General features: G+C 56.6%; 17 protein-coding genes. 9 read left to right on the top strand and 8 right to left on the bottom strand.

Annotated elements, in window-relative coordinates:
- Positions 1–26: 26 nt before the first annotated feature.
- The gene (locus tag NZ823_18615) at positions 27–1,268 is read right to left on the bottom strand and encodes a S1 family peptidase (protein MCS6807140.1); all 1,242 of its coding nucleotides are present in this window, start codon (positions 1,266–1,268) and stop codon (positions 27–29) included.
- A gap of 251 nt (positions 1,269–1,519) precedes the next feature.
- On the opposite strand from NZ823_18615, the gene NZ823_18610 reads away from it, so the two are divergent.
- Both NZ823_18610 and NZ823_18605 read left to right on the top strand, forming a co-directional pair.
- Entirely contained in the window at positions 1,520–2,554 is a 1,035-nt protein-coding gene (locus NZ823_18610) for a DmsE family decaheme c-type cytochrome (GenBank protein ID MCS6807139.1), read from the top strand.
- Positions 2,555–2,611: 57 nt separating this feature from the next.
- Positions 2,612–4,696 carry a hypothetical protein gene (locus NZ823_18605; GenBank protein MCS6807138.1) on the top strand — a complete coding sequence of 695 codons (2,085 nt, stop codon included), beginning with the start codon at positions 2,612–2,614 and terminating at the stop codon, positions 4,694–4,696.
- Positions 4,697–4,702: 6 nt separating this feature from the next.
- Here the strand turns inward: NZ823_18605 and NZ823_18600 are convergent, their stop codons facing one another.
- Both NZ823_18600 and NZ823_18595 read right to left on the bottom strand, forming a co-directional pair.
- Complete coding sequence (locus tag NZ823_18600; GenBank protein MCS6807137.1) at positions 4,703–5,527, bottom strand: zf-HC2 domain-containing protein; 825 nt, start codon at positions 5,525–5,527, stop codon at positions 4,703–4,705.
- Complete coding sequence (locus tag NZ823_18595) at positions 5,524–6,120, bottom strand: RNA polymerase sigma factor (GenBank protein MCS6807136.1); 597 nt, start codon at positions 6,118–6,120, stop codon at positions 5,524–5,526. Before NZ823_18595 ends, NZ823_18600 begins: the two co-directional genes overlap by 4 nt.
- Before the next feature lie 111 nt (positions 6,121–6,231).
- On the opposite strand from NZ823_18595, the gene NZ823_18590 reads away from it, so the two are divergent.
- The 4 genes from NZ823_18590 (at position 6,232) to NZ823_18575 (ending at position 10,877) form a co-directional block, all read left to right on the top strand.
- Entirely contained in the window at positions 6,232–7,428 is a 1,197-nt protein-coding gene (locus NZ823_18590) for a cytochrome-c peroxidase (protein ID MCS6807135.1), read from the top strand.
- 86 nt (positions 7,429–7,514) lie between these two features.
- Positions 7,515–8,636 carry a metallophosphoesterase gene (locus NZ823_18585; protein ID MCS6807134.1) on the top strand — a complete coding sequence of 374 codons (1,122 nt, stop codon included), beginning with the start codon at positions 7,515–7,517 and terminating at the stop codon, positions 8,634–8,636.
- Between the two features lie 14 nt (positions 8,637–8,650).
- Positions 8,651–9,253, top strand: coding sequence for a hypothetical protein (locus tag NZ823_18580; GenBank protein ID MCS6807133.1), 603 nt, complete (start codon positions 8,651–8,653; stop codon positions 9,251–9,253).
- Between the two features lie 889 nt (positions 9,254–10,142).
- The gene (locus tag NZ823_18575) at positions 10,143–10,877 is read left to right on the top strand and encodes a hypothetical protein (protein MCS6807132.1); all 735 of its coding nucleotides are present in this window, start codon (positions 10,143–10,145) and stop codon (positions 10,875–10,877) included.
- Between the two features lie 100 nt (positions 10,878–10,977).
- Here the strand turns inward: NZ823_18575 and NZ823_18570 are convergent, their stop codons facing one another.
- A complete protein-coding gene (locus tag NZ823_18570; GenBank protein ID MCS6807131.1) occupies positions 10,978–11,244 on the bottom strand; it encodes a hypothetical protein in 267 nt (88 codons plus the stop codon).
- 548 nt (positions 11,245–11,792) lie between these two features.
- Here NZ823_18570 and NZ823_18565 point away from each other — a divergent pair.
- Together NZ823_18565 and NZ823_18560 are read left to right on the top strand one after the other, a co-directional pair.
- The gene (locus NZ823_18565; protein ID MCS6807130.1) at positions 11,793–13,166 is read left to right on the top strand and encodes a dipeptidase; all 1,374 of its coding nucleotides are present in this window, start codon (positions 11,793–11,795) and stop codon (positions 13,164–13,166) included.
- 72 nt (positions 13,167–13,238) lie between these two features.
- Positions 13,239–14,627, top strand: a complete 1,389-nt coding sequence (locus NZ823_18560) for a glycosyltransferase (GenBank protein ID MCS6807129.1) — start codon at positions 13,239–13,241, stop codon at positions 14,625–14,627.
- A 164-nt stretch (positions 14,628–14,791) separates the two neighbouring features.
- Here NZ823_18560 and NZ823_18555 read toward each other — a convergent pair whose 3' ends face one another.
- Both NZ823_18555 and fabD read right to left on the bottom strand, forming a co-directional pair.
- Positions 14,792–15,679 carry an NAD(+)/NADH kinase gene (locus NZ823_18555; GenBank protein MCS6807128.1) on the bottom strand — a complete coding sequence of 296 codons (888 nt, stop codon included), beginning with the start codon at positions 15,677–15,679 and terminating at the stop codon, positions 14,792–14,794.
- 248 nt (positions 15,680–15,927) lie between these two features.
- Positions 15,928–16,875 (bottom strand): ACP S-malonyltransferase, encoded by a 948-nt coding sequence (gene fabD, locus NZ823_18550; protein ID MCS6807127.1) that lies wholly within the window; start codon positions 16,873–16,875, stop codon positions 15,928–15,930.
- A gap of 103 nt (positions 16,876–16,978) precedes the next feature.
- Here fabD and queG point away from each other — a divergent pair, with 103 nt between their 5' ends.
- Entirely contained in the window at positions 16,979–18,151 is a 1,173-nt protein-coding gene (queG, locus tag NZ823_18545) for a tRNA epoxyqueuosine(34) reductase QueG (GenBank protein ID MCS6807126.1), read from the top strand.
- On the opposite strand, the gene NZ823_18540 is transcribed toward queG, so the two are convergent.
- Together NZ823_18540 and NZ823_18535 are read right to left on the bottom strand one after the other, a co-directional pair.
- A complete protein-coding gene (locus NZ823_18540; protein MCS6807125.1) occupies positions 18,102–18,431 on the bottom strand; it encodes a glutaredoxin family protein in 330 nt (109 codons plus the stop codon). The genes queG and NZ823_18540 overlap by 50 nt on opposite strands.
- Positions 18,432–19,002: 571 nt before the next feature.
- Entirely contained in the window at positions 19,003–19,344 is a 342-nt protein-coding gene (locus NZ823_18535) for an SUF system Fe-S cluster assembly protein (protein ID MCS6807124.1), read from the bottom strand.
- Positions 19,345–19,364: the final 20 nt, after the last annotated feature.

Raw genomic sequence — 19,364 nt, 5'->3', positions numbered from 1 at the left:
GCTGCAACGGCGCTGAGCAATCGCAGCTAGAATGTCGTCAATGGGCCAAGCTCGCCGGAACGCTCCACATTAGCCATGCGGCTAAACACAAATTGGGTTGAGCTGCCGCCCCATAAAATTCCATACAGTTGCGCGCTCGCTGAGCCAGTGATCTTGAACACAGGCGATCCACTGTCTCCGCCAGCGACGGTAGCCAGGACGAAATCCTGACACAACTGGACGATGTTAGAGCCAGCGACGCCGGTATTGACGCACGTTGCCGTCACATTGCCCTGCGACCAACCGGTCGTCCGCCCCACCTTGTTGAGCGTTTCGCCAACCAGTGGCGCAGCCACTTCACCCGTGATCGCATAGCTGCCGGCAATGGTGATTGAACCGAGTCCAGTTGTCTGTTCAATAGCAAATGTGGAGCTGACGCCCGACGCTAACGACGCAAACGCGCTGTCGCTATAGCGGCACCGGTTGCCACGCGGGCACGCACCGCCACGAAAGTAGTTGGGATCAACCGTCTCCGTGCCGATGAAATTCGAGGAGGAGGTTGACGGCTGATAGTAGACCGTGCTTTCCACGCCACCTTGTCGGTCGGTGCAATGGGAGCATGTCACAAAGCCGGGAACGCCATTGCGGGTGGCGTTGAACCCGAGCGTGCATAAGAAACCTGAGAAGGTGATCTGCAAACCACCCTGCAACGGTCGCACATGATCGCGCAGTGTCGCCAGCGCGCGGATCGGCTCCGTCAGTTCAACCAACACGGCTTGGCGAGGGATGCCCAACTCGGCCAGCTTTTCTTCGACATCAGCGGCGGCCTGCGGGTTTTCCACGCCAATTCTCACCCGGTTGGATGCTTCGTCCACATCGGTCAAAACCACACCAGGAATAGAAAACACAGGCGCAAACAAGCGATCATGCCATTGCTTCAGTTGCGCGAAATTATAACGAGCGGGCAGAACCCGGATCGCCGCAAGGTCGAGGCCACGCTTATCCACACGGCCGAGCGAAGCCATGATGGCATTGACGGCCTGCTGTACGTTGCGTTCGGTTTCTACCACGTAGACCGTGAGCTGGCCTTGCTCATCGTAGAACAGTCCGCCGAAGGCAGGAATCTGTTGAGCCGTGGCGGCAAACCGATCATCGAGCGTCTGTTCAGGGGTGATGGCATGGCGCTCAATATCTACCTGAGCTTTCGTGCTGCTTGAGCTAACGGCGACATTGTTGCCTATCGCTAGCAACAGCGCTCCCACTAAAAGGATCAACACCTTTGGAAACATTCGGCAATTCCTCCAAGAAAGTGAATGGTCTATGAGTCATGAACAACGACGTGTAGGCTACAGAGGATTTGTTCAGATGTCAATCACGATGAGCTCATTGACAGCCACGGCGGGCTGGAACGCATCAGGCGTCGGCAAGCCGCTTGCCTGGCGGTTTCACTGACTGATCGCGCACGTATTTTGCTTGACAGTGTCAATCGCGCTAGTGTATCAACAGGCCGCCCTATTGATCTCACTGGCGCACAGGCGATATGAAACATTGGCGAGTTCGCATCAAGCTCATCACCATGGGCGTATTTTTCCCCATCAGCCTGATGACGTTCAGCCACTCGCTGAGTCCACTGACCGGCAACGCGCAGCCGCGCCCTGAAGCGGCAGCCTCCCGGGCGTCCGAACGCGCTGTCGAGGATCAAGCGCCCAGGCCGACTGAGCAAAATCCTATGGCCGGAGCGGAAAACTATGTTGGCGCTGAAACCTGTCGGGTCTGTCATCCCAGCCAGTATCAGTGGCTCTCACGCACAGCGCACTTCGCCACCATCAAAAGCGAGAAGTTTATCCCGCCCACAAAAGGGTGCGAAATGTGTCACGGACCGGGCAAACAACACGTCGAAGCAGGCGGCGGGCCGGTCGCTATTTTCAATCCACGTAAAGCCGCGGCCAGGGACGTTGTGGCCATGTGCACGAGCTGTCACCAAGAAAAACGTCTCGGTCAATGTGGCTTTCAGCAGAACCAGCACAACGTAGACGTGGTGGCCTGTCACGACTGCCACAATCCGCATCAGGAAATCACTCATCCGTATATCCTGCGGGAGAAGTCTCCAGCCTTGTGCTTCAACTGCCACCGCGAAATCAAAGCAGAGTTTGCCCGTCCGTTTCATCACAAAGTCCCTGAAGGCGCCATGGATTGCCGCGATTGTCATCAGCAACACGGCTCGCTGAATCGAACGCAGACGGTCGAGCTGGCCGGCGGCATAAGCTCTATTTGCGTGCGTTGTCACACGGACAAGCAGGGGCCGTTCGTGTTCGAGCACAATCAACTGAATGAGAGCCGGTTTCTCGCCGACCAATGCCTGACCTGTCATACGCCGCACGGTTCGATTAACAATCGGCTCTTAATTCGCAGCGAAGTCCGGATGCTTTGTCAGGAATGTCACTTCGACCGTCAGGGGGCGTCTGGTGATTTGCCGCAAGGGATCCATGACCTGACGAACCCTCGGTATCAGCATTGCACCAGTTGCCACGTGATGATTCACGGCTCGAATACAAGCCGACTCTTCTTCCGGTAAGAAGGCAGCGCGATGAACACCAAGATGAATGACAAAAGCAGGATGATAAGCCAATGGATGACCGCGATCATCATCGTCATGATCGCCGCCGCTCGTGGCCTAGCAGAGCAACCGCCGGCCAATCCGCAAGTCGCCGAAGCGCGCCGAGTCAGCTCAGTGCCCTCACCCGCTGCTGCCTCGGCGAGCGCGCCAGCGCAAGATACGGTGAGTCTCAATGGGCTGTTGTTCAACAGCACGATTGAGTTGGGCGCGCGCTGGCGTGATGTGCAGGGCAATGAGGATGTTTACCGCAGCCATGTCAACCTGGGCAACGGCATGAAGCTGTTGCATGGCGCGACCGAGCTGAGCGCCCCAGAAAGCAGTGGTCGCTGGTTCGACCGGCTTTCTATCACCTTCGACAACTGGGGCGGCGAGCCATACAACACGGCGACGGTTCATCTGAAAAAGAACCTCGCCTATGACTTTCAGTACCGCTACCAAAAGATTGACTACTTCCATTTCATTCCCGAATTTGCCAACCCACTATTCGGGCAGGGCGTCACCTTCGGCCAACACAGCAGCGACGCAACGCGCCGAATGTCCAATGCGCGATTGACGATTTTCCCCAATGCGCAACGGTTTCAACTGCATGCTGCCTATGCTCGCAACAGCGCGTTTGGTCCGGCCTTCTCCACCGTCAATCTGGGTGGCGATGAATTTTTGATTGGGCGACACGTGAAAAATCGGGTCAACGATTATCGCGCCGGCTTTGACCTCCGCCTCTGGAAACTGGGCATCAGCTTTGAGCAAGCCTGGCGCGACTTCAACAACGACGAAGGACACACACGGCGAGACTATACGGCAGGCAATGATGCTGGGTTGCTGTTTGATCTCTACCAACTCTTCCTTGATCAGCTTCGGCGCAACGATTTTGTTCGCGGCTCGATCCCCACAACGCGCGTGGCTATTGTCTCCAATCAAATCCCGCGTGTCGTGTTCAACGGGCGACTCTACTACAGCGATGCGGAAATTGACGCGACCTACAGCCGAGCCTTCACCGGGCTGGTTTTCAACCGTGATCTCGGCATCTTCGCAGCCAGCGAGTTGTCGGCCAGCCGCGCCGCGCCGAGCAAGCCGTACACGGTGGGCGACGGCACACTACGCATCCACGTGAGCCGGCGGCTTGCTGTGACTCACATACTGCGCGGCTCGCATTATGTGATTGCTGGCGAGCGCATCCTACGCGACCAGTTGGTGGATGCTGATCTGCCGGACGTGCCCGTCGTGCGCGAAGAAATATCCTATCGTCGCACGTCGCTGCGCTCGGTCATGAATCAAGTGCAGGGTGAGTTTGCCTTCACCAAGAACCTGCTGGTGCGAGCCGGGCATCGCGTCAATCATCGTCGCGCGCTCTTTCAACAACGCGACCAAGCCTTCGACTCGATAACGGGGCCGAGCCTGCCTTCATTGGACCGCGTGCGCGACGAGGATGCCATGCAAACGGCGCACACGTTGCTCGTCGGCGGCAGTTACCGACTCCGGCGAGTAGTGCGCGTCGCGCTCGATTACGAGAACGGCGGCTACCTGACCGAGTTCATTCGCGTTGATACGCGCGATTTTCAACGTGGCCGGCTGCGCCTCCAGCTTAAGCCAACCGACCAATGGTCAGTGACAGCCTTCGGCGCTATCAGCGATCAGACCAGACCAAGTCGCTCATTGGCGCAGCCGAGCCGCGCCAACGTCAACCAAAATCGCAATCGCAGCAGCGGTTTGTCGGTCAGTTGGTTCCCGACCCAGCGGTTAGCCTTTGATGTTGACTACACACGGGGTCACATCACCGCTCATATCAACACGATTGACCTGACACAGGAAGGCGCAGCGCGTCCGTTGATTCTTTACACGGAAACCAGCGATGTGCTGCACGCCGGCGCCGACGTGACGTTGTTGAAAGGAATTCGCAGCGGGCTTGGGTATCGTTGGACGCGCTCGCAGGGCAGCTATCCGATTCGCTTTCACCGCCCCTATGCGCATCTTGCTGTGCCGCTACACCGGGCGGTGAGCCTGCGGCTCGATTATCAACGCTACGACTATAATGAGCAGTTCCGCACGGCGCAGGACTACCACGCCCATCTGCTGACCACCAGCTTACGATTCTCGTTCTGAGCGTGACTACTTCAGCCGCAATCCTTCAAACATGCGTTGGTCTTGCGGCCCTGGATGGCAGACAATACAGGAGGCTTGCCCTCGTTCTTCAAAGTCAGAGACTAGCGCGTAAGTCAATCCATTATCCGACCACGTCAGTACCTTCCATCCGTTGATGGCGTTGAAGTGGAAGGTGAGTCCTTGCCAGGCAATTTGTTCGCCACCGGAAGGCTGAGCGGCCTTCTGAGTTGTCACCAATAATGAAATCGCGCGGTTGCGCAACCGGTAGGCCACGTAGGCGACATAATCTTGATTGAAGCCCATCAGCCGCGCGCCGACAATTTGATACGGCTTGGATTGACCCGGCCCTTCGGGATAATTGGGTAGTTTGACGTTGAATGGCAGCTTGCCAACAAACCACTGGGAAATCGTCTCAGGCGATTCGCTGGTAATTTCCAACGGCAACTGCTGGCGGGTGTACCGCTGATGCGCCTCAACAGCGGCCAGCGCAAAACTTGACGGCGGCGGCGCGGCTGGAGGCCGATACCACAGCACAATGCTCAATGCCGCCACCAGCACAGCAGCCGCCGCCAATCCGATGCGCGTCCGACGGTGGCTCCAGGATGAAGGACGTGAATTGGTTAATAAGCAGGTCAGCCGGGCACGCAACTCATCGGGAACCGGATAGAGCGGCCGCACGCGACGAATCGCTGCCTGCCATCGCAGTTGGTCCTGTAGCATCGCCCGGCAGCTTTGACACTGGCTGACATGCTGCTCAAAGGCTCGTCGCTCATCGCCCTGCAATTCGGCGTCCACATAGAACATGATGCGTTCAACTGGATGCTCGTTCACGGCTGTTCCTCCATATAGGACCATGAGTCGCTGAGATAGACGCCGAGCCGGCGGCGCAGCGCCGCGCGCGCGCGACTCAGCCGTGACATGACCGTGCCCGCCGGGCAATTCAGAATCTGCGCAATCTGACTGTAGCTAAACTCTTCGATACACCTGAGCACAATCACCTCACGAAATATATCGGGCAAATCATCGAGCGCTGCGCGAAGCTCGTGCCGCAACATAGCGCGATCAAAGTCCACATCAGGCCGATGACGCTCATCCACGAACCAATCAGGCTCGTTGGCCTCCGCCACCTCGCCTTCCAGCGAGAGAAAATCGGGTCCGTGAACGTGCCGGCGCCGGCGATTGAGCCACAGATTGCGCAAGATGGTGAATAACCAACTCTTCATGTCACCAGTCGGGACCGCCCGCTGCGCGCTGCGAATAGCCCGCAAGTAGGTCTCCTGCACTAAATCTTCAGCATCAGTCGCGTTGTGGGTCAGCGCCATAGCATAACCATAGAGCGGCTGTAAGTGCTCCAATGCCGAGCGCTCAAATTCAGTTAACACCGACCCGTCCACCGCCGACCCCGTGACCATGATTGCTTCCATCAACGTATCACACGTGAACGAGCCAATTATTCCCCATGATCATAATTTTGTGAACAGTGCCGGGAATAAAACCGCCGCTTGTGGGTGATGGTTCAATGAAGGAGGTAAGCAATGATGCAGACACGGTACAAGCAAGCGATCAAATTATTCCTGTTGCTCAGTGTCACGGCGGTGATGTTGGTTGGCCTGGTCGCTTCTGGCAACCGGCCAACGTGGGTCGCTGCATCACCAGCGATACAAGCAAAGAAATTCACCATATCGTTGCCGCCGGCGATTCCCGCTGATCTGTGGGAGATGTTTATTCCTGAGGACAATCCGATCACCGAAGCCAAGGTGGCGCTCGGCAGAGACCTTTACTTCGATAAGCGACTCTCCGTGGATAACACGGTCAGTTGCGCGACCTGCCATGACCCGGCGCTGGCCTTCACTGATGGCAAACCGGTGGCCGAAGGTGTCGGCGGCAAGAAGGGCGCGCGAAATTCACCGACGATCTTGAACGCCATGTTTAACGTTGAGCAATTCTGGGATGGACGCGCCTCGTCGTTGGAAGAACAAGCCAAGGGACCGCTGATCAACCCGCTGGAGATGGCCATGCCATCACATGCGGCTGTCGTGGCCAAACTTCAACAGGACGCCGACTACGTCAGACGATTTCGTGAAGTATTTGGCGGGCCTATTACGATTGACAACGTTGTCAAGGCGATTGCTGCGTTTGAGCGAACGCAGCTTTCCGGCGACGCGCCGTTCGACCGGTTCATCGCCGGCGATAAACAGGCCATCAGCCCAGCCGCGCAGCGGGGCTGGGAATTGTTCAAGGGCAAAGCACGCTGTATCACCTGCCATGAATTCAACACCTCGTCGGTTTTCTTTACCGACTTCAAATATCACAACATCGGTATCGGGATGAAAGCGACGCAGAATTTCGAGGCGCTAACCCGACAGATTCAACGCATGGCTCAACAAGGCACGCTCACACAAGAAGCGCTCGATAAGCTGGCGTTGACGGAAGGCTTTTCCGAGTTGGGACGATTCCTGGTCACACGGCAACCGCGTGATCTGGGCGCATTCAAAACATCACCCCTGCGTGATATTGAGCTGACCGCACCCTATATGCATGATGGCAGTCTCAAGACGCTGCGCGAGGTGATCGAGTTTTACAATAAAGGCGGCGAGCCGAACCCGAACCTCGACGGCGGGATCATCAAATTGAATTTGACAGACTCTGAAATCAGCGATCTGGAAGAATTTCTCAAAACCCTGACCAGTGACCGCGTGCGGCGACTGGCGCGGGGAGAAGAAAAACTTTAAGTGGACAGCCGACAGGGCCGGTGGATGACACGACTACGACCGATCGCTGCCGGCCTGCGGCTGCCCATGCTTTTTGGGAGGCGACTATGTGGCATTTGAAATGGAAACAACGCGAAGAACAATATCGGCGAGAACGCGCCGACTTCTTTCAGGCGGTCGCTCGATTGGACCGCCGATCATTCCTCAAAGTGGCCAGCATGACAGCCGCTGTCACAACGGCTGAGCAGCTCATGCCCCATTCATTTCAGCTTGTCGAAGTGGTCAGCGCCGCAACGCAAAACAAACCGGCGTTCCGCTTCGCTTACATTTCTGACACGCATCTGTACGAGCGCGAGTTGAACGAGCGGTTCGTCAATGCGGCGCTGCGCGCGGTCAAAGATGTCAACGCGCTGGACCCGCAGCCGGATTTCGTTCTGTTTGGCGGCGACCTGGCACAGTTGGGCCAACCGAAAGAACTCGAACTCGGCAAACAGATCCTCAGCGAGCTAAAGGCCCCGGTCAAAATGATGGTGGGCGAACACGATTGGTTCCTGGATATGGGAGAGAAGTGGATCGAGCTGTTCGGTCCACCCAACTATTCGTTCGATCACAAGGGCATTCATTTCATCGTGCTGATGAGCGTCAACGAGAAAGATTTCTGGACCGAACGCAACATGACGCCGATGGAACGCATGCTAACAGTGGCCGGGCTAGATAACCCGATCCAGAGCCGATTTGAAGTTGGCGAGGCCGGACGCGAGTGGCTGAAGAAAGATTTGGCCAAGGTGCCAAAAACCACGCCGCTGGTCATCTTTTCCCATTCGCCGCTGTACAAGTATTACAGGCCGTGGAATTTCTGGACAGAGGATGCAGAAGCGGTTCAGGCGATGCTCTTCCCTTACAAATCGGTGACGGTCATTCACGGACACACGCACCAGATGTTAACCAATCGCATCAGGAACATTCATTTTCACGGGATGCTTTCGACTGCATGGCCGTGGCCGTATGCGCCGGAAGGGCTGCCAAAACTCACTGTCCAGATGGACCGTGCCGACCCGTTTGACGAAGCCGATGGCGCAGGGCTGGGCACAATTGATGTGTATGGCGGCGGCTATGTGGATAAGCATTATCTGTTGTGGAGCCGCAACCCGCTGACTGTGGCCAAAGCCTACCTTGACTCATGGGGCAAAACTCACCGACCACCGGCGCCGGTGTTCCCATCTTACTAATTCAGGAGGGCAACATGAACCAACGATTCAAAAGCTCAATGATTCTCGCCGTTGTCTTCAGTACAGTCTTGATCGCCGTAGCGCAGCAACAAACATCACCTACGCACCCTGAGGTGAAGAGCCGCAATGGCGATCTTGTCGTCCAATTGTGTGATGGACAAACGTCAGTGGAAGTCGCCGGCGTCCGTCCAGGCGAAATCCTACCCCCCGATAAAGCGCGCGAGGTGGCCAACCTGTTGATGGCTGCCTATGCTGAACAACAGGCGCAACAAGTCTCCAAATGGACAGCCCGCGACCGGATGATCTGGGAACGCGAACAAAAACGCATGATCGCCGAAGGCGACAAGCTGTTTCATGACTGGAAAGCGTTGGGCGGCACCATCGGCATCTCCTGCGACATGTGTCACCCCAATGCCGCAAACACACACCCCGAGACGTATCCCAAATTTCAGACACAACTGAAAAAGGTGGCCACACTCCGCGACATGATCAACTGGTGCATTGAAAACCCAATGAAAGGACCCCCGCTGAAGCTGGATGATGAAAAGATGATCGCGCTGGAAGCCTACATTACATCCACGCGCAAAGGGGTCCCGCTTGATCCGGGCAAACACTAACCAGTCATTCCAAAGTTGACCGCCCAGACGCCAAGGCCGCAGAGAAGTTAAAGACTCCTCCTGTGGGCGCGCCTGGCGTCTTGGCGGTCGGCTGCTAGTTTCCAACAGGTTCCATCGCCACGCCGACAAGCACAGCCCATAGATCAAAGACAGTGGACGGTGAGCACCAAACCGGCACAATCACTGGATAGCTGAACACCGGCCACTGCGAAGATGATTTGGCTGTCAGATTCAATCCTTTCAAAAACGCCATTCCCTGCGCCGCTAAGCAGGTGGACAAAAGGTCTGGGACATTTTGGGGGACGGGATGTTTTGGCGTGCGGTGACGTGTCACCGCTTTCCGGCCAAAGCTGCGACACGTCGCAGCACTCCAAAAACGCCACCAACTTTTGTCACATTACTTAGCTGAACACCGGCTCCTGCTCTGGCTGAGATGGACTGACGGGGAACATGCTGCGTTGTCGTTTGCCTGTCGCTGCCCAGCAACAGCAGAAACCCACGTGCTCCCCTGCCAGCCCTCACTCTGAGGCTGTGGTGAGCTCTCACCGAATACGTTATTGACTGCGGCGTCGCTGATCAACGACACAAGCGTCGCTGCCGAGCAGCCAATCTCCTGCTCATAACCGACACGGACCTGACAACCGGAACAAACCTCGACCATGCGGTGTGTCCATGAAAGTGGTATGTTGAACACAAACAACTTACCGCCAGCTAGGCAAGGCTAGAGCTGATGTGGCATTGGACATGACCAATTTCAAGATCCAGGTTTTCAGCAGCCATGAGCTAACACGGCCAGGTTGCGGCACAAAAGTTGCTCGCCATCATCCCTGATGAGAAACAATCAAAGCAGGCGTCAGGCACACGCCGGAGATGTGAAGGAGAAAAATTGATGCGAATGCGACTGATTGGTGTTATCGCGGTTTTAGTGTTGATGAGTGTTTTGATGAGCATTGCTGTTGGTGCTCGGCCCAGCCCACTGCCGCAGGCCACCGACTATGTGGCGGTTCCTACGAGTGCTGTCGTTTACGATGGTTCAGAGGTGCAGGTCGGACTGCAAAAACCCGACGGCCAGTGGGCTACGATGACCGTGGATCAACGACTCCCTTGCTTGGGTCGCATCGTGGTGGATGTTCCTTACATCGCCACCGTGCAAGTTCGTTTGCGGGGCAACGAACCGGAATGGCAAAACGTACCGGTCACGTTTGAGAGCTTGAGGCGCACGTTTACGACTCGTATCCTGGTGGTTCCCGCCGATGCGGTGATTTACGAAGCGCAATTGAATGTGCCGACAGCCGGCCGAACAGTACTGATTGAGTCAGACACGCAGTGGCCGTTGGCCGTCGTGGAATCGGTCGGGACAACGCCGGTGCGGATTGATATGCCGCCGGCGACTCAGCAGATTGTGCAGATTATTCTCAGACTGTTGAACATCAGCGACGTTGATTTGAATAACCTCAAAGGGGAGATTCCCAACGTTCACCTTCGCTGGCTCACAATTGGTCGAGAGGGTCGCGCCACCTGTGTTGTGCCTGATCCGCAACATCGCACGCCACCGGCCACCAAGGATTTTCAGCGCGTTCGCCTCATCAGCGTCGGTGGCCACCACGTAGCAGTCAGTCCCTAGCCGCGCTTGCCAGATCGCTTCCTCACGCAAAGTCATCGGTCGTGCCAGGGAGGAACGAACCGGCTGAGTGCCGATGCGATGGCTTTGCGTGAGTGTCGGCTCAGCGACGACGCACTTCGCTACGGTACAGCTCGCGGATGTCCTGACGATGCCGGTCTCGGTCGTCACGCTCGCTCTGAGCGCGGCGCAACAATCGCAAACGATCATCGCTCACTTTCTTCATCTCTTTGCGTCCATCTTCGAATTCGATTTCGACGACCTCACCAAAGACGCTCACAACAGTGCCATAGCGAATGCCAGCCGCCAACGCATAGGAAACTTCATCACCCACTTTGTAATCTCTTGATTTGGCCTTTCCCTTGTTCATGACCCATCTCCACAGTGTAATCGCAAAGCCAATTGTAGAAAGCCTCTGCTTAAGACTCAAGTGATGCTTCATGCCAACCCAAGGCCAGCGGGAGCGCACCCGCAGCGACCGGTGAGACAAACGCGCTCATGAGAGCCAAATCATGTAGCTCAGTGGTTCTGCTTCCTCGGCGACTTCGTTGCTTGGCGCATAAGGCAAGCATCCCTCAATCTCTTGTTTCTCAATGAAGCTATTGAGTAATAGCGCGTCTCATGTTATGGTGACCACTCTTGCGCAGTTGTTCACAAACCGGTGCATGTCTCGCGGTCAGTTGTTTGATCGCATATTGATGGACAGTTCAATGACGCGGCCATTTGGTGTATCGCGCTCAACTCGCGGTCAGTTGTTTGATCGCATATTGATGGACAGGGCCAGGAGCACCCCCGACAAACCGTGAAAGAAGTTAGTTCAGAGCGTGACCAGTTGTGGCGTTTCATTCAGTAGAGTAGCAACCACGACAAGCTGCGAAAGAAGCTGGTTCAGGATTGAGGTGGAAGGGAGAGCATGTCATGGAAAAGATCATTGAGTACATTAACCGGAACCGGCAGCGTTACATTGACGAGCTGGTTGAGATTGTCAAGATTCCCAGCATTAGTTGTAGCAGCGAACACAGCGCTGACGTTCAACGCTGCGCTGTGTACTTGAAAGAGAGGTTGCTGGCTGCCGGATTGATGCGTGCGGAGGTGATACCGACGCCGCTGCATCCTGTTGTTTATGCTGAATGGCTCGGCGCGCCGGGCCGACCCACCGTGCTGATATATGGCCACTATGACGTGCAGCCGGTTGAACCACTCGATCAGTGGATGTCGCCGCCATTCGAGCCGGAGATTCGCCACGGCGAACTCTACGGGCGTGGCACAGTTGACGACAAAGGTCAAGTCTATGCCCATTTGATGGCCGTCGAAGCGTGGATCAAAAACGAAGGCCGCCTGCCGATCAACGTCAAGTTTATCGTAGAGGGTGAGGAAGAGATTGGGAGCTTACATCTGGAATCATTCCTGAACGAGCATCGGCAGTTGCTTCAAGCCGATGTCGTGGTCATCTCCGACACACCGATGCTGGATCGAGGCGTGCCGTCCATTTGCTATGGACTGCGCGGATTGACCTACATGGAGATTGAGGTTGAAGGACCCACGATGGACCTGCACTCTGGCTCGTTCGGCGGCATCGTGGCCAATCCGGCCAATGTGCTGTGCCAGATTGTGGCGCAGTTAAAAGACGCCGAAGGGCGTGTGACCATCCCCGGCTTTTACGACAAGGTCGTCCCGCTCAGTGAAGACGAGCGCGCGCGGCTGGCCGCGTTGCCATTTGACGAGCAACAATACTTAGCCCTGACTGGTTCGCCGGCGCCGTTTGGCGAGCCGGGTTACACCACATTGGAACGTATGTGGGCGCGACCGACGCTCGACGTCAACGGCTTCGTGAGCGGACACACCGGTGAAGGCTCCAAGACCATCATTCCCAGCAAGGCGCTGGCCAAAGTGAGTATGCGGTTGGTGCCCCATCAAGACCCTGATGAAATCGCCGAACAGTTCATCGCTTACGTCCATGCTATCGCGCCTCCAACAGTGCGCGTTCAGGTACGCAAGCTGTCAGCCGGCGCCGGATTCCTCGCGCCGTATGATCATCCGGCCTTTCAAGCGGCGATTGATGCGTTGGAGCAAGGCTTTGGCACAAAAGCGGTCTTCATCCGCGAAGGCGGCTCCATTCCATTTGTCAACACGATTTACGAGGCGCTCAACGTGCCGTGTATTCTGCTAGGACTGGGCCTGCCCGACGAAAATTCGCATGCGCCGAATGAAAAGCTGAATCTCGTCAATTATCACCAAGGCATCATCAGTTGCGCCTATCTCTATCAGGCTTTGGCTAACGTGCAGTTCTAATCAAGCAACTTGTCCCATCGGCAATGCTCATCAACCATCTGAATGAAGGCTGGCGATAGGTTGCGAGAGTTCATGCTCCGTCGGCTTCTCTACATTGCGCTCGATTTTCCACCACTCAATAGCAGTGGCACCTACCGCAACGCTAAATTCGTCAAGTATCTTGGCCGGTTCGGCTGGCAACCGGTCGTGGTGACACTGGATTGGCATCAGGCGCAAACCGACGACCCGCTCGACGAAACGCTGTTGAAGGAAATTCCTACTGACATCCCCATCATCCGCTACCCGCCATACCATCCCTTGATCGCTTTGCCGCGCTGGCTCGCCCGCAAACGTCCTGAACCGCTCCTGCCGGCAGAAGCTCGCTTGCGCGCCGAAGTGAGCAGCGATGAGCGGCCGCGCAGCCGCTTCTATACCGCAGCCCGGAGCGTTTACCACGCAGCACTGGCGCCTGTTGGCGATATGTTTTTCTATTGGAGTCTCCGGGCGCTGCCACGCTGTATCGAAGTGGCTGTGCAACACCGCGTTGAAGCTATTTACGTGTCGGTCAGCCCATGGACATTAGGCATTCTCGGCGTGCTCTTACAAGGCGCCTTGCGCGTGCCGTTGATTGTGGATTTCCGCGATTACTGGACGATGTGGGCTGTTAAACAAACCCGCCCGTTTCGTGACTGGCTCGACGCCAGCGTCGAACGCTGGGTGCTGCGCCATGCTGACCGAATCATCTGCGTCCACCAAGCGATGGCCGACGATTTCCAGAGACTAGAACCACGCTGTCGAGGCAAATGTCGCGTTATCACCAATGGCTATGACGAAGACGATTTCCGCCACGTTCAGCGCCACACGTCTCCATTAGACAATCACAACGAACCTCGCGCTCACCACCGCGTTGTGCAATTGACACACACAGGCATCGCCTGGGGCGACGCGGCTCAGCCGCTGCTGGATGCGCTCAGCCAACTGCGACGCCAATCGGCCAGGCTTAACCTCCAAGTTAATTTCATCGGCGGACTGCCGCCGTCCAAATGGCAATTCATCCATGAGCATCAACTGGACGGGTTCGTGCATGTGGAAAAACGCATTTCACATCACGACGCGATTCAGCAGATGCTGGCTGCTGACGTGTTGCTGCTTTTGCTGGTCGGCAATGAAGGAGGACGCAAGTGGTATCCCGGCAAATTATTCGAATACTTGTATGCCGGTCGTCCCGTGCTGGCCGTCGCGCCGGAAGGCATCGCCAGCGAGCTACTTCGCCAAGCAGGCGTTGGTTTGGTTGTTGAGCCACAGGATATAGACCGGCTGGTTAGCGTCCTGGCCGATATTGCCACAGATGTGGATCAGTTCCGACACACGTATTACCGCCCCGATCAACGCTTCATCGAGCAGTTCAATCGCGTCAGACTGACGCACGCGCTGGCCTGCGTGCTGGAGGAAGTCACCGGCGGCAAGCAACGATACGGATGAACCGTCATTGCATTGGCATCTACCAAAATCGGCTTCAACAGCTTGAATGGGCGCGTTGCGCAAGCTCGGTCGCGCTTAAGTCGTACAAAGTCGCACCGGTCGGTGAAGCTGTTCATGCTCCCCAAAGCAATGTATCGCTGCGTCGCACCGGCCAGTGAGGGCGTTCATGCTCCCCAGAGCAATTTATCGCGGAGCACCTGAAAGTAGTTTTTCTCGGGCGGCTGTACGACTTCGAAGAACTTCTGGCTGCGTCGGACAATCACCTGATCATCGCATTGCAACGCGATGCCGGTTTGCCCATCCAGCGTCAGTGTGACTTCTTCGCGAGCTGAACGCAAAATCAACTTGACCGTTGATTCAGAAGGGATCACCAGCGGCCGATTAGTCAATGTGTGCGGGCAGACCGGCGTGATCAGAATGGCTTCCATTGTCGGATAGACAATCGGACCGCCAGCCGAGAGCGAGTAGGCCGTCGAACCGGTCGGAGTGGCGACAATGAATCCGTCGGCGCGGAGTGTCGTCACATACCGGTCATCCACGAGACATTCAATCTGAATCATGCGAGCCAGCGAGCCTTTGTTGACCACCGCGTCATTCAACACGGTGTGCGTTGTGATCCATTCTCCTTGGCGCCAAAGACTGGCGTCTAACATCATGCGTCGTTGCACAGCAAAATCGCCGTCACGGATCATCTGCAACGCGGGAAACAGCTCGTCCAGCGTGAACTCGGTCAGGTAGCCAAGCCCGCCGAAATTGACGCCCAGCACCGGCACGGGCGGCTGAGCCACACTACGCGCTGTGGCAATCATCGTTCCATCGCCGCCTAACACGATGATCAAATCAACCTGCCGGCTCATCTCCTCACGCGGCACAATGTGCGCCTGACAGTTCGGCGCAAGTTGATGCAACACAGGCTCAGCGACCAGCTCAATCCCATGTTCGGTCAGCCAGCCAGAAAGGCGACAGAGCACTTCTCCGGCATGGACAGGGTCAAGCGTTGGCTTGATCACCACGCCGACTCGTTGTAAGTGAATGCGTCGCCGGATTTGCATAGAATTTATCAGGGCCAGTGGCCGCACAACCAGCAGGCCAGCTCGTCTTCAGTTAATTGAGCGCCGCGCTCACAGCTCACAAAAACGTCATGAGAACCCCAGCAGCACACCGACCATTACAGGCCAATGGCATTAAGTTAAGCCAAGATGGTTGCGACCGCCTTGCAGTGCTGCGACGTGTCGCAGCTTTTGAAAGCGGTGACACGTCACCGCACTCCAAAAACCGTGCTAACTTAATGCTATTGCCATTACAGGCCGGGCGACGCGCCGTCGAGCGTCTCCAATGTTTTGGTCAACGAAGCAGTGTCCGAGACGTTCAGCGTAGCGACCTGCTGTTCCTCAGCTTTCGCAATCCGCTTGACCAAGCCCGTGAGCACGGCGCCGGGACCGATCTCGACAAAATGCGTGACCCGGTCTCGGTGAATCATCTGCCGAATTGTTTCCGTCCAGCGTACAGGACGGCTGACCTGCCGCTTGAGCGCGCGCGCGGCGCGTTCACCTGATGTCACGCGCTCAACCTCCACATTCGTGTAGATAGGAAATTGCAAGTCAGAGAACCTGAGTTTATCAATCTCCGCGGCCAGCCGCTCTTCCGCTGGCTTCATCAAACTGCAATGAAACGGCGCGCTCACGGCCAGCAGCTTCGCCTTGTACGCGCTCAAGTCCTGCACGGCTTGCTCAATATCCGTGCGTCGTCCTGATAAGACGAGCTGCTGCGGGCTGTTGTAGTTGGCAATCTCAATCAAGCGACCTTCAGCTTGACGTGCGGCCACGTACTCTTCGACCCGGGCCACATCAGCGCCGATCAGCGCAGCCATCGCGCCCACACCGACCGGCACGGCTTCCTGCATGAATTGTCCACGAAGGCGAACCAGTCGCAGCGCATCCGCCAGCGACAAAGCGCCAGCCGCCGTCAAGGCCGAGTACTCCCCTAAACTGTGACCGGCTGCTACGATCGGCATCCGATTTAACAGCCGAAAGGCGACATAACTGACCAGCAAGATGCTTGGCTGCGTGTTGGCGGTGAGCACCAGTTGTTCGTCCGGCCCTTCAAAACAGAGCTTGGCGATGTCAAATCCGAGCGCGTCGTTCGCCTGCGCAAACAGCTCCTTGGCCAGCGGGAAATTTTCATAAAGGTCTTTGCCCATGCCGACGGCTTGCGAACCCTGACCGGGAAACAAAAATGCGACGTTCATCCAGCCTCCATCGGTGTATCCGCTAGGATTTCTCGAAGGCGGGATTATACGGCGGCTGACTTCATCATTGTCAACCCACGCGCCGATTGGTAAAGTGTTCGGCATGCGCATCGAGCAGCTCACAGCCGAGGTCAAGCGGCAAGCCAGGCAGTTAGGATTCGATGCCGTCGGCGTGACTCGCATCGTCCCGCTGTCGGACGACGAGCGCCGCTACCTAACATGGCTTGAAGATGGCATGGCAGCGGACCTGACCTACATGCAGCGCAACCCAACATTGCGCGCGCGACCCCAGCAACTGGCGCCGACAGCGCGCTCGATCATTTCACTGGCAGTCAATTACTATAGCGGCGAGTTCGACGAACGCAGGCCTGGCGAAGGACGCATTGCCCGTTATGCCTGGGGATTGGATTACCACTACGTGATTCCTCCTAAGCTGTGGGCGCTTGTGGCGCGCATCGAAGAGCTGCTCGGCCGAAAGGTGACAGCACGGTGCTTTACCGATGCTGTGCCATTGTTAGAGCGTGCCGTCGCCTGTCGCGCTGGCCTTGGCCGCATCGGCTACAACTCATGCCTCATCACTGATCAATTCGGCTCGTGGGTGTTTCTCTCGGATATCTTGCTCGACGTGGAACTGGCGCCTGATGCGCCCGACACCCGTGTGTGTATCGGTGCGCTCGATTGCATCGCACAGTGTCCGACCGGCGCCATTGCGCGACCATACGTTGTTGACGCGCGACGCTGTATCTCCTATCACACGATTGAAAATCGGGGCGTGATTCCCCGTCAGCTACGCCCGTTGCTGGGTGATTGGTTATTTGGCTGCGACGTCTGTCAAGAAGTCTGTCCACATAATCGTCAATTGCCAGAAACGAGGTGGAGCGAATTCCGCGCGGAATCAGGCGTTGGTAAGACGCTCCGCGTGGAAGAGGCGCTTGGCATTCAATCGGACGAAGCGTTTGCTCAGCGCTTCCGTCACACGGCCTTGCGACGCGCTAAACGTCGAGGACTGGCGCGAAATGCGGCAATTGTCGCAGCCAACACGAACTATGAACCGGCGATCCCACTGTTAGCGCGTCTGGCTCAATCTGATCCTGATCCGATCATTCGCGGCCATGCCGTCTGGGCGCTTGGGCAATTTCCTATCAGCACGTGGCGGCCTGCTATCGAGCGCTGCCTCAACGATGACAACCCGTTTGTGCGAGAAGAAGCAATGATCGCGTTGGGAGTTATTGGTTCAGCACCGGCGCAAGACCTTGCCGCAACACATCCACATTAAACGGCGAACAAGCGAAGGAGTATCCCTCAAGCTCGAATGTTGGCACTTTGCGCTTGCCATTGTTCAGTTCAATGACGTGTTGCGCTGCATCGGGATTCTCATCAATGTTGATTTCTTCGTACTGGATGTTCCATTCAGCGAGAAACTGTTTGGCCAGCCGACAGTCCGGACACCAGGGTGTTGTGTAAACTTTGATCGTCATAGGCGACGTATGGTAGCGGTCGAATCGGGTCAGATCAAGTGGCCACGCGCTGCCCAGACGTGATAAACTCAGCGCCATGATGTACCGGCCCAAGTACTGTTGCGAATGCGGCCAACGTATCGAGCGAGAGCGCTGGCGTCCCTGGCACAGCAGCGGCTTCTGCCCCGATTGTGCGCCCAAAATTCACACCGGTTGGCTGGGCCGCACAATGGCTGTGTTGGCGCTCGGCGCCGTCATAGGATTTAGCTTAGGCAGTTGGAGCGCCGTCCGTCATCATGAACCATCCCCGCCATTGCTCATAGCTTCTCAGAGCGCAATAACACAAGACCGAGCGACATTCTTCCCCGATCAACCAACGGGCACACAGCCACTGCCAAACGATTCATTGGAGCAGAACGTGTCGAATGAGAGCGCAGCGGAACCGTCCTTTGTTCGTCCATCGCGTTCGGCAAAGCCCAAGGTTCCGTCTAGTCTCTGCGGCGCGATCACCAAGAAAGGGACACCGTGCCGGCGGCGGGTTCGTGGCGGCGGCCGTTGCTATCAGCATCGCAGCCAATAATCCCAGAGGACGCCCAGGTGGCGTAGTCGAATTCCATAGATGCGTTCTTTGCGCCTTTGCGGTGATTTGTCGGCAGCTCTTCCGTTCGTCTCACCAGCCGAGTTGAAGCTTCGCCACTTCCGACATCATTTCGGGCGACCAGGGTGGGTCCCACACCAGATCAACCATGACCGACGTGACGCCTTCGATGGCTCGCAGCTTGGCTTCAACTTCGCCCGGCAACGAGCCGGCCACCGGACAGGCCGGCGACGTCAGCGTCATGCGAATGTACACCCCACCGGCCGCATCCACGTCAACATCATAAACCATGCCCAGCTCGTAGATATTGACGGGAATCTCCGGGTCGTAAACTTGACGCAGTTGCTCGATGACGCGCTCACGCAGCTCTTGAGCCGTAATCATATTTTCAATCGGATTGGAATTTGCTTGCATGATCGTTGACTCCTACACCA

The organism is Blastocatellia bacterium, assembly GCA_025054955.1.
GTDB lineage: Bacteria > Acidobacteriota > Blastocatellia > HR10 > J050 > JANWZE01.
This window is presented reverse-complemented; position numbering and strand designations above follow the sequence as displayed.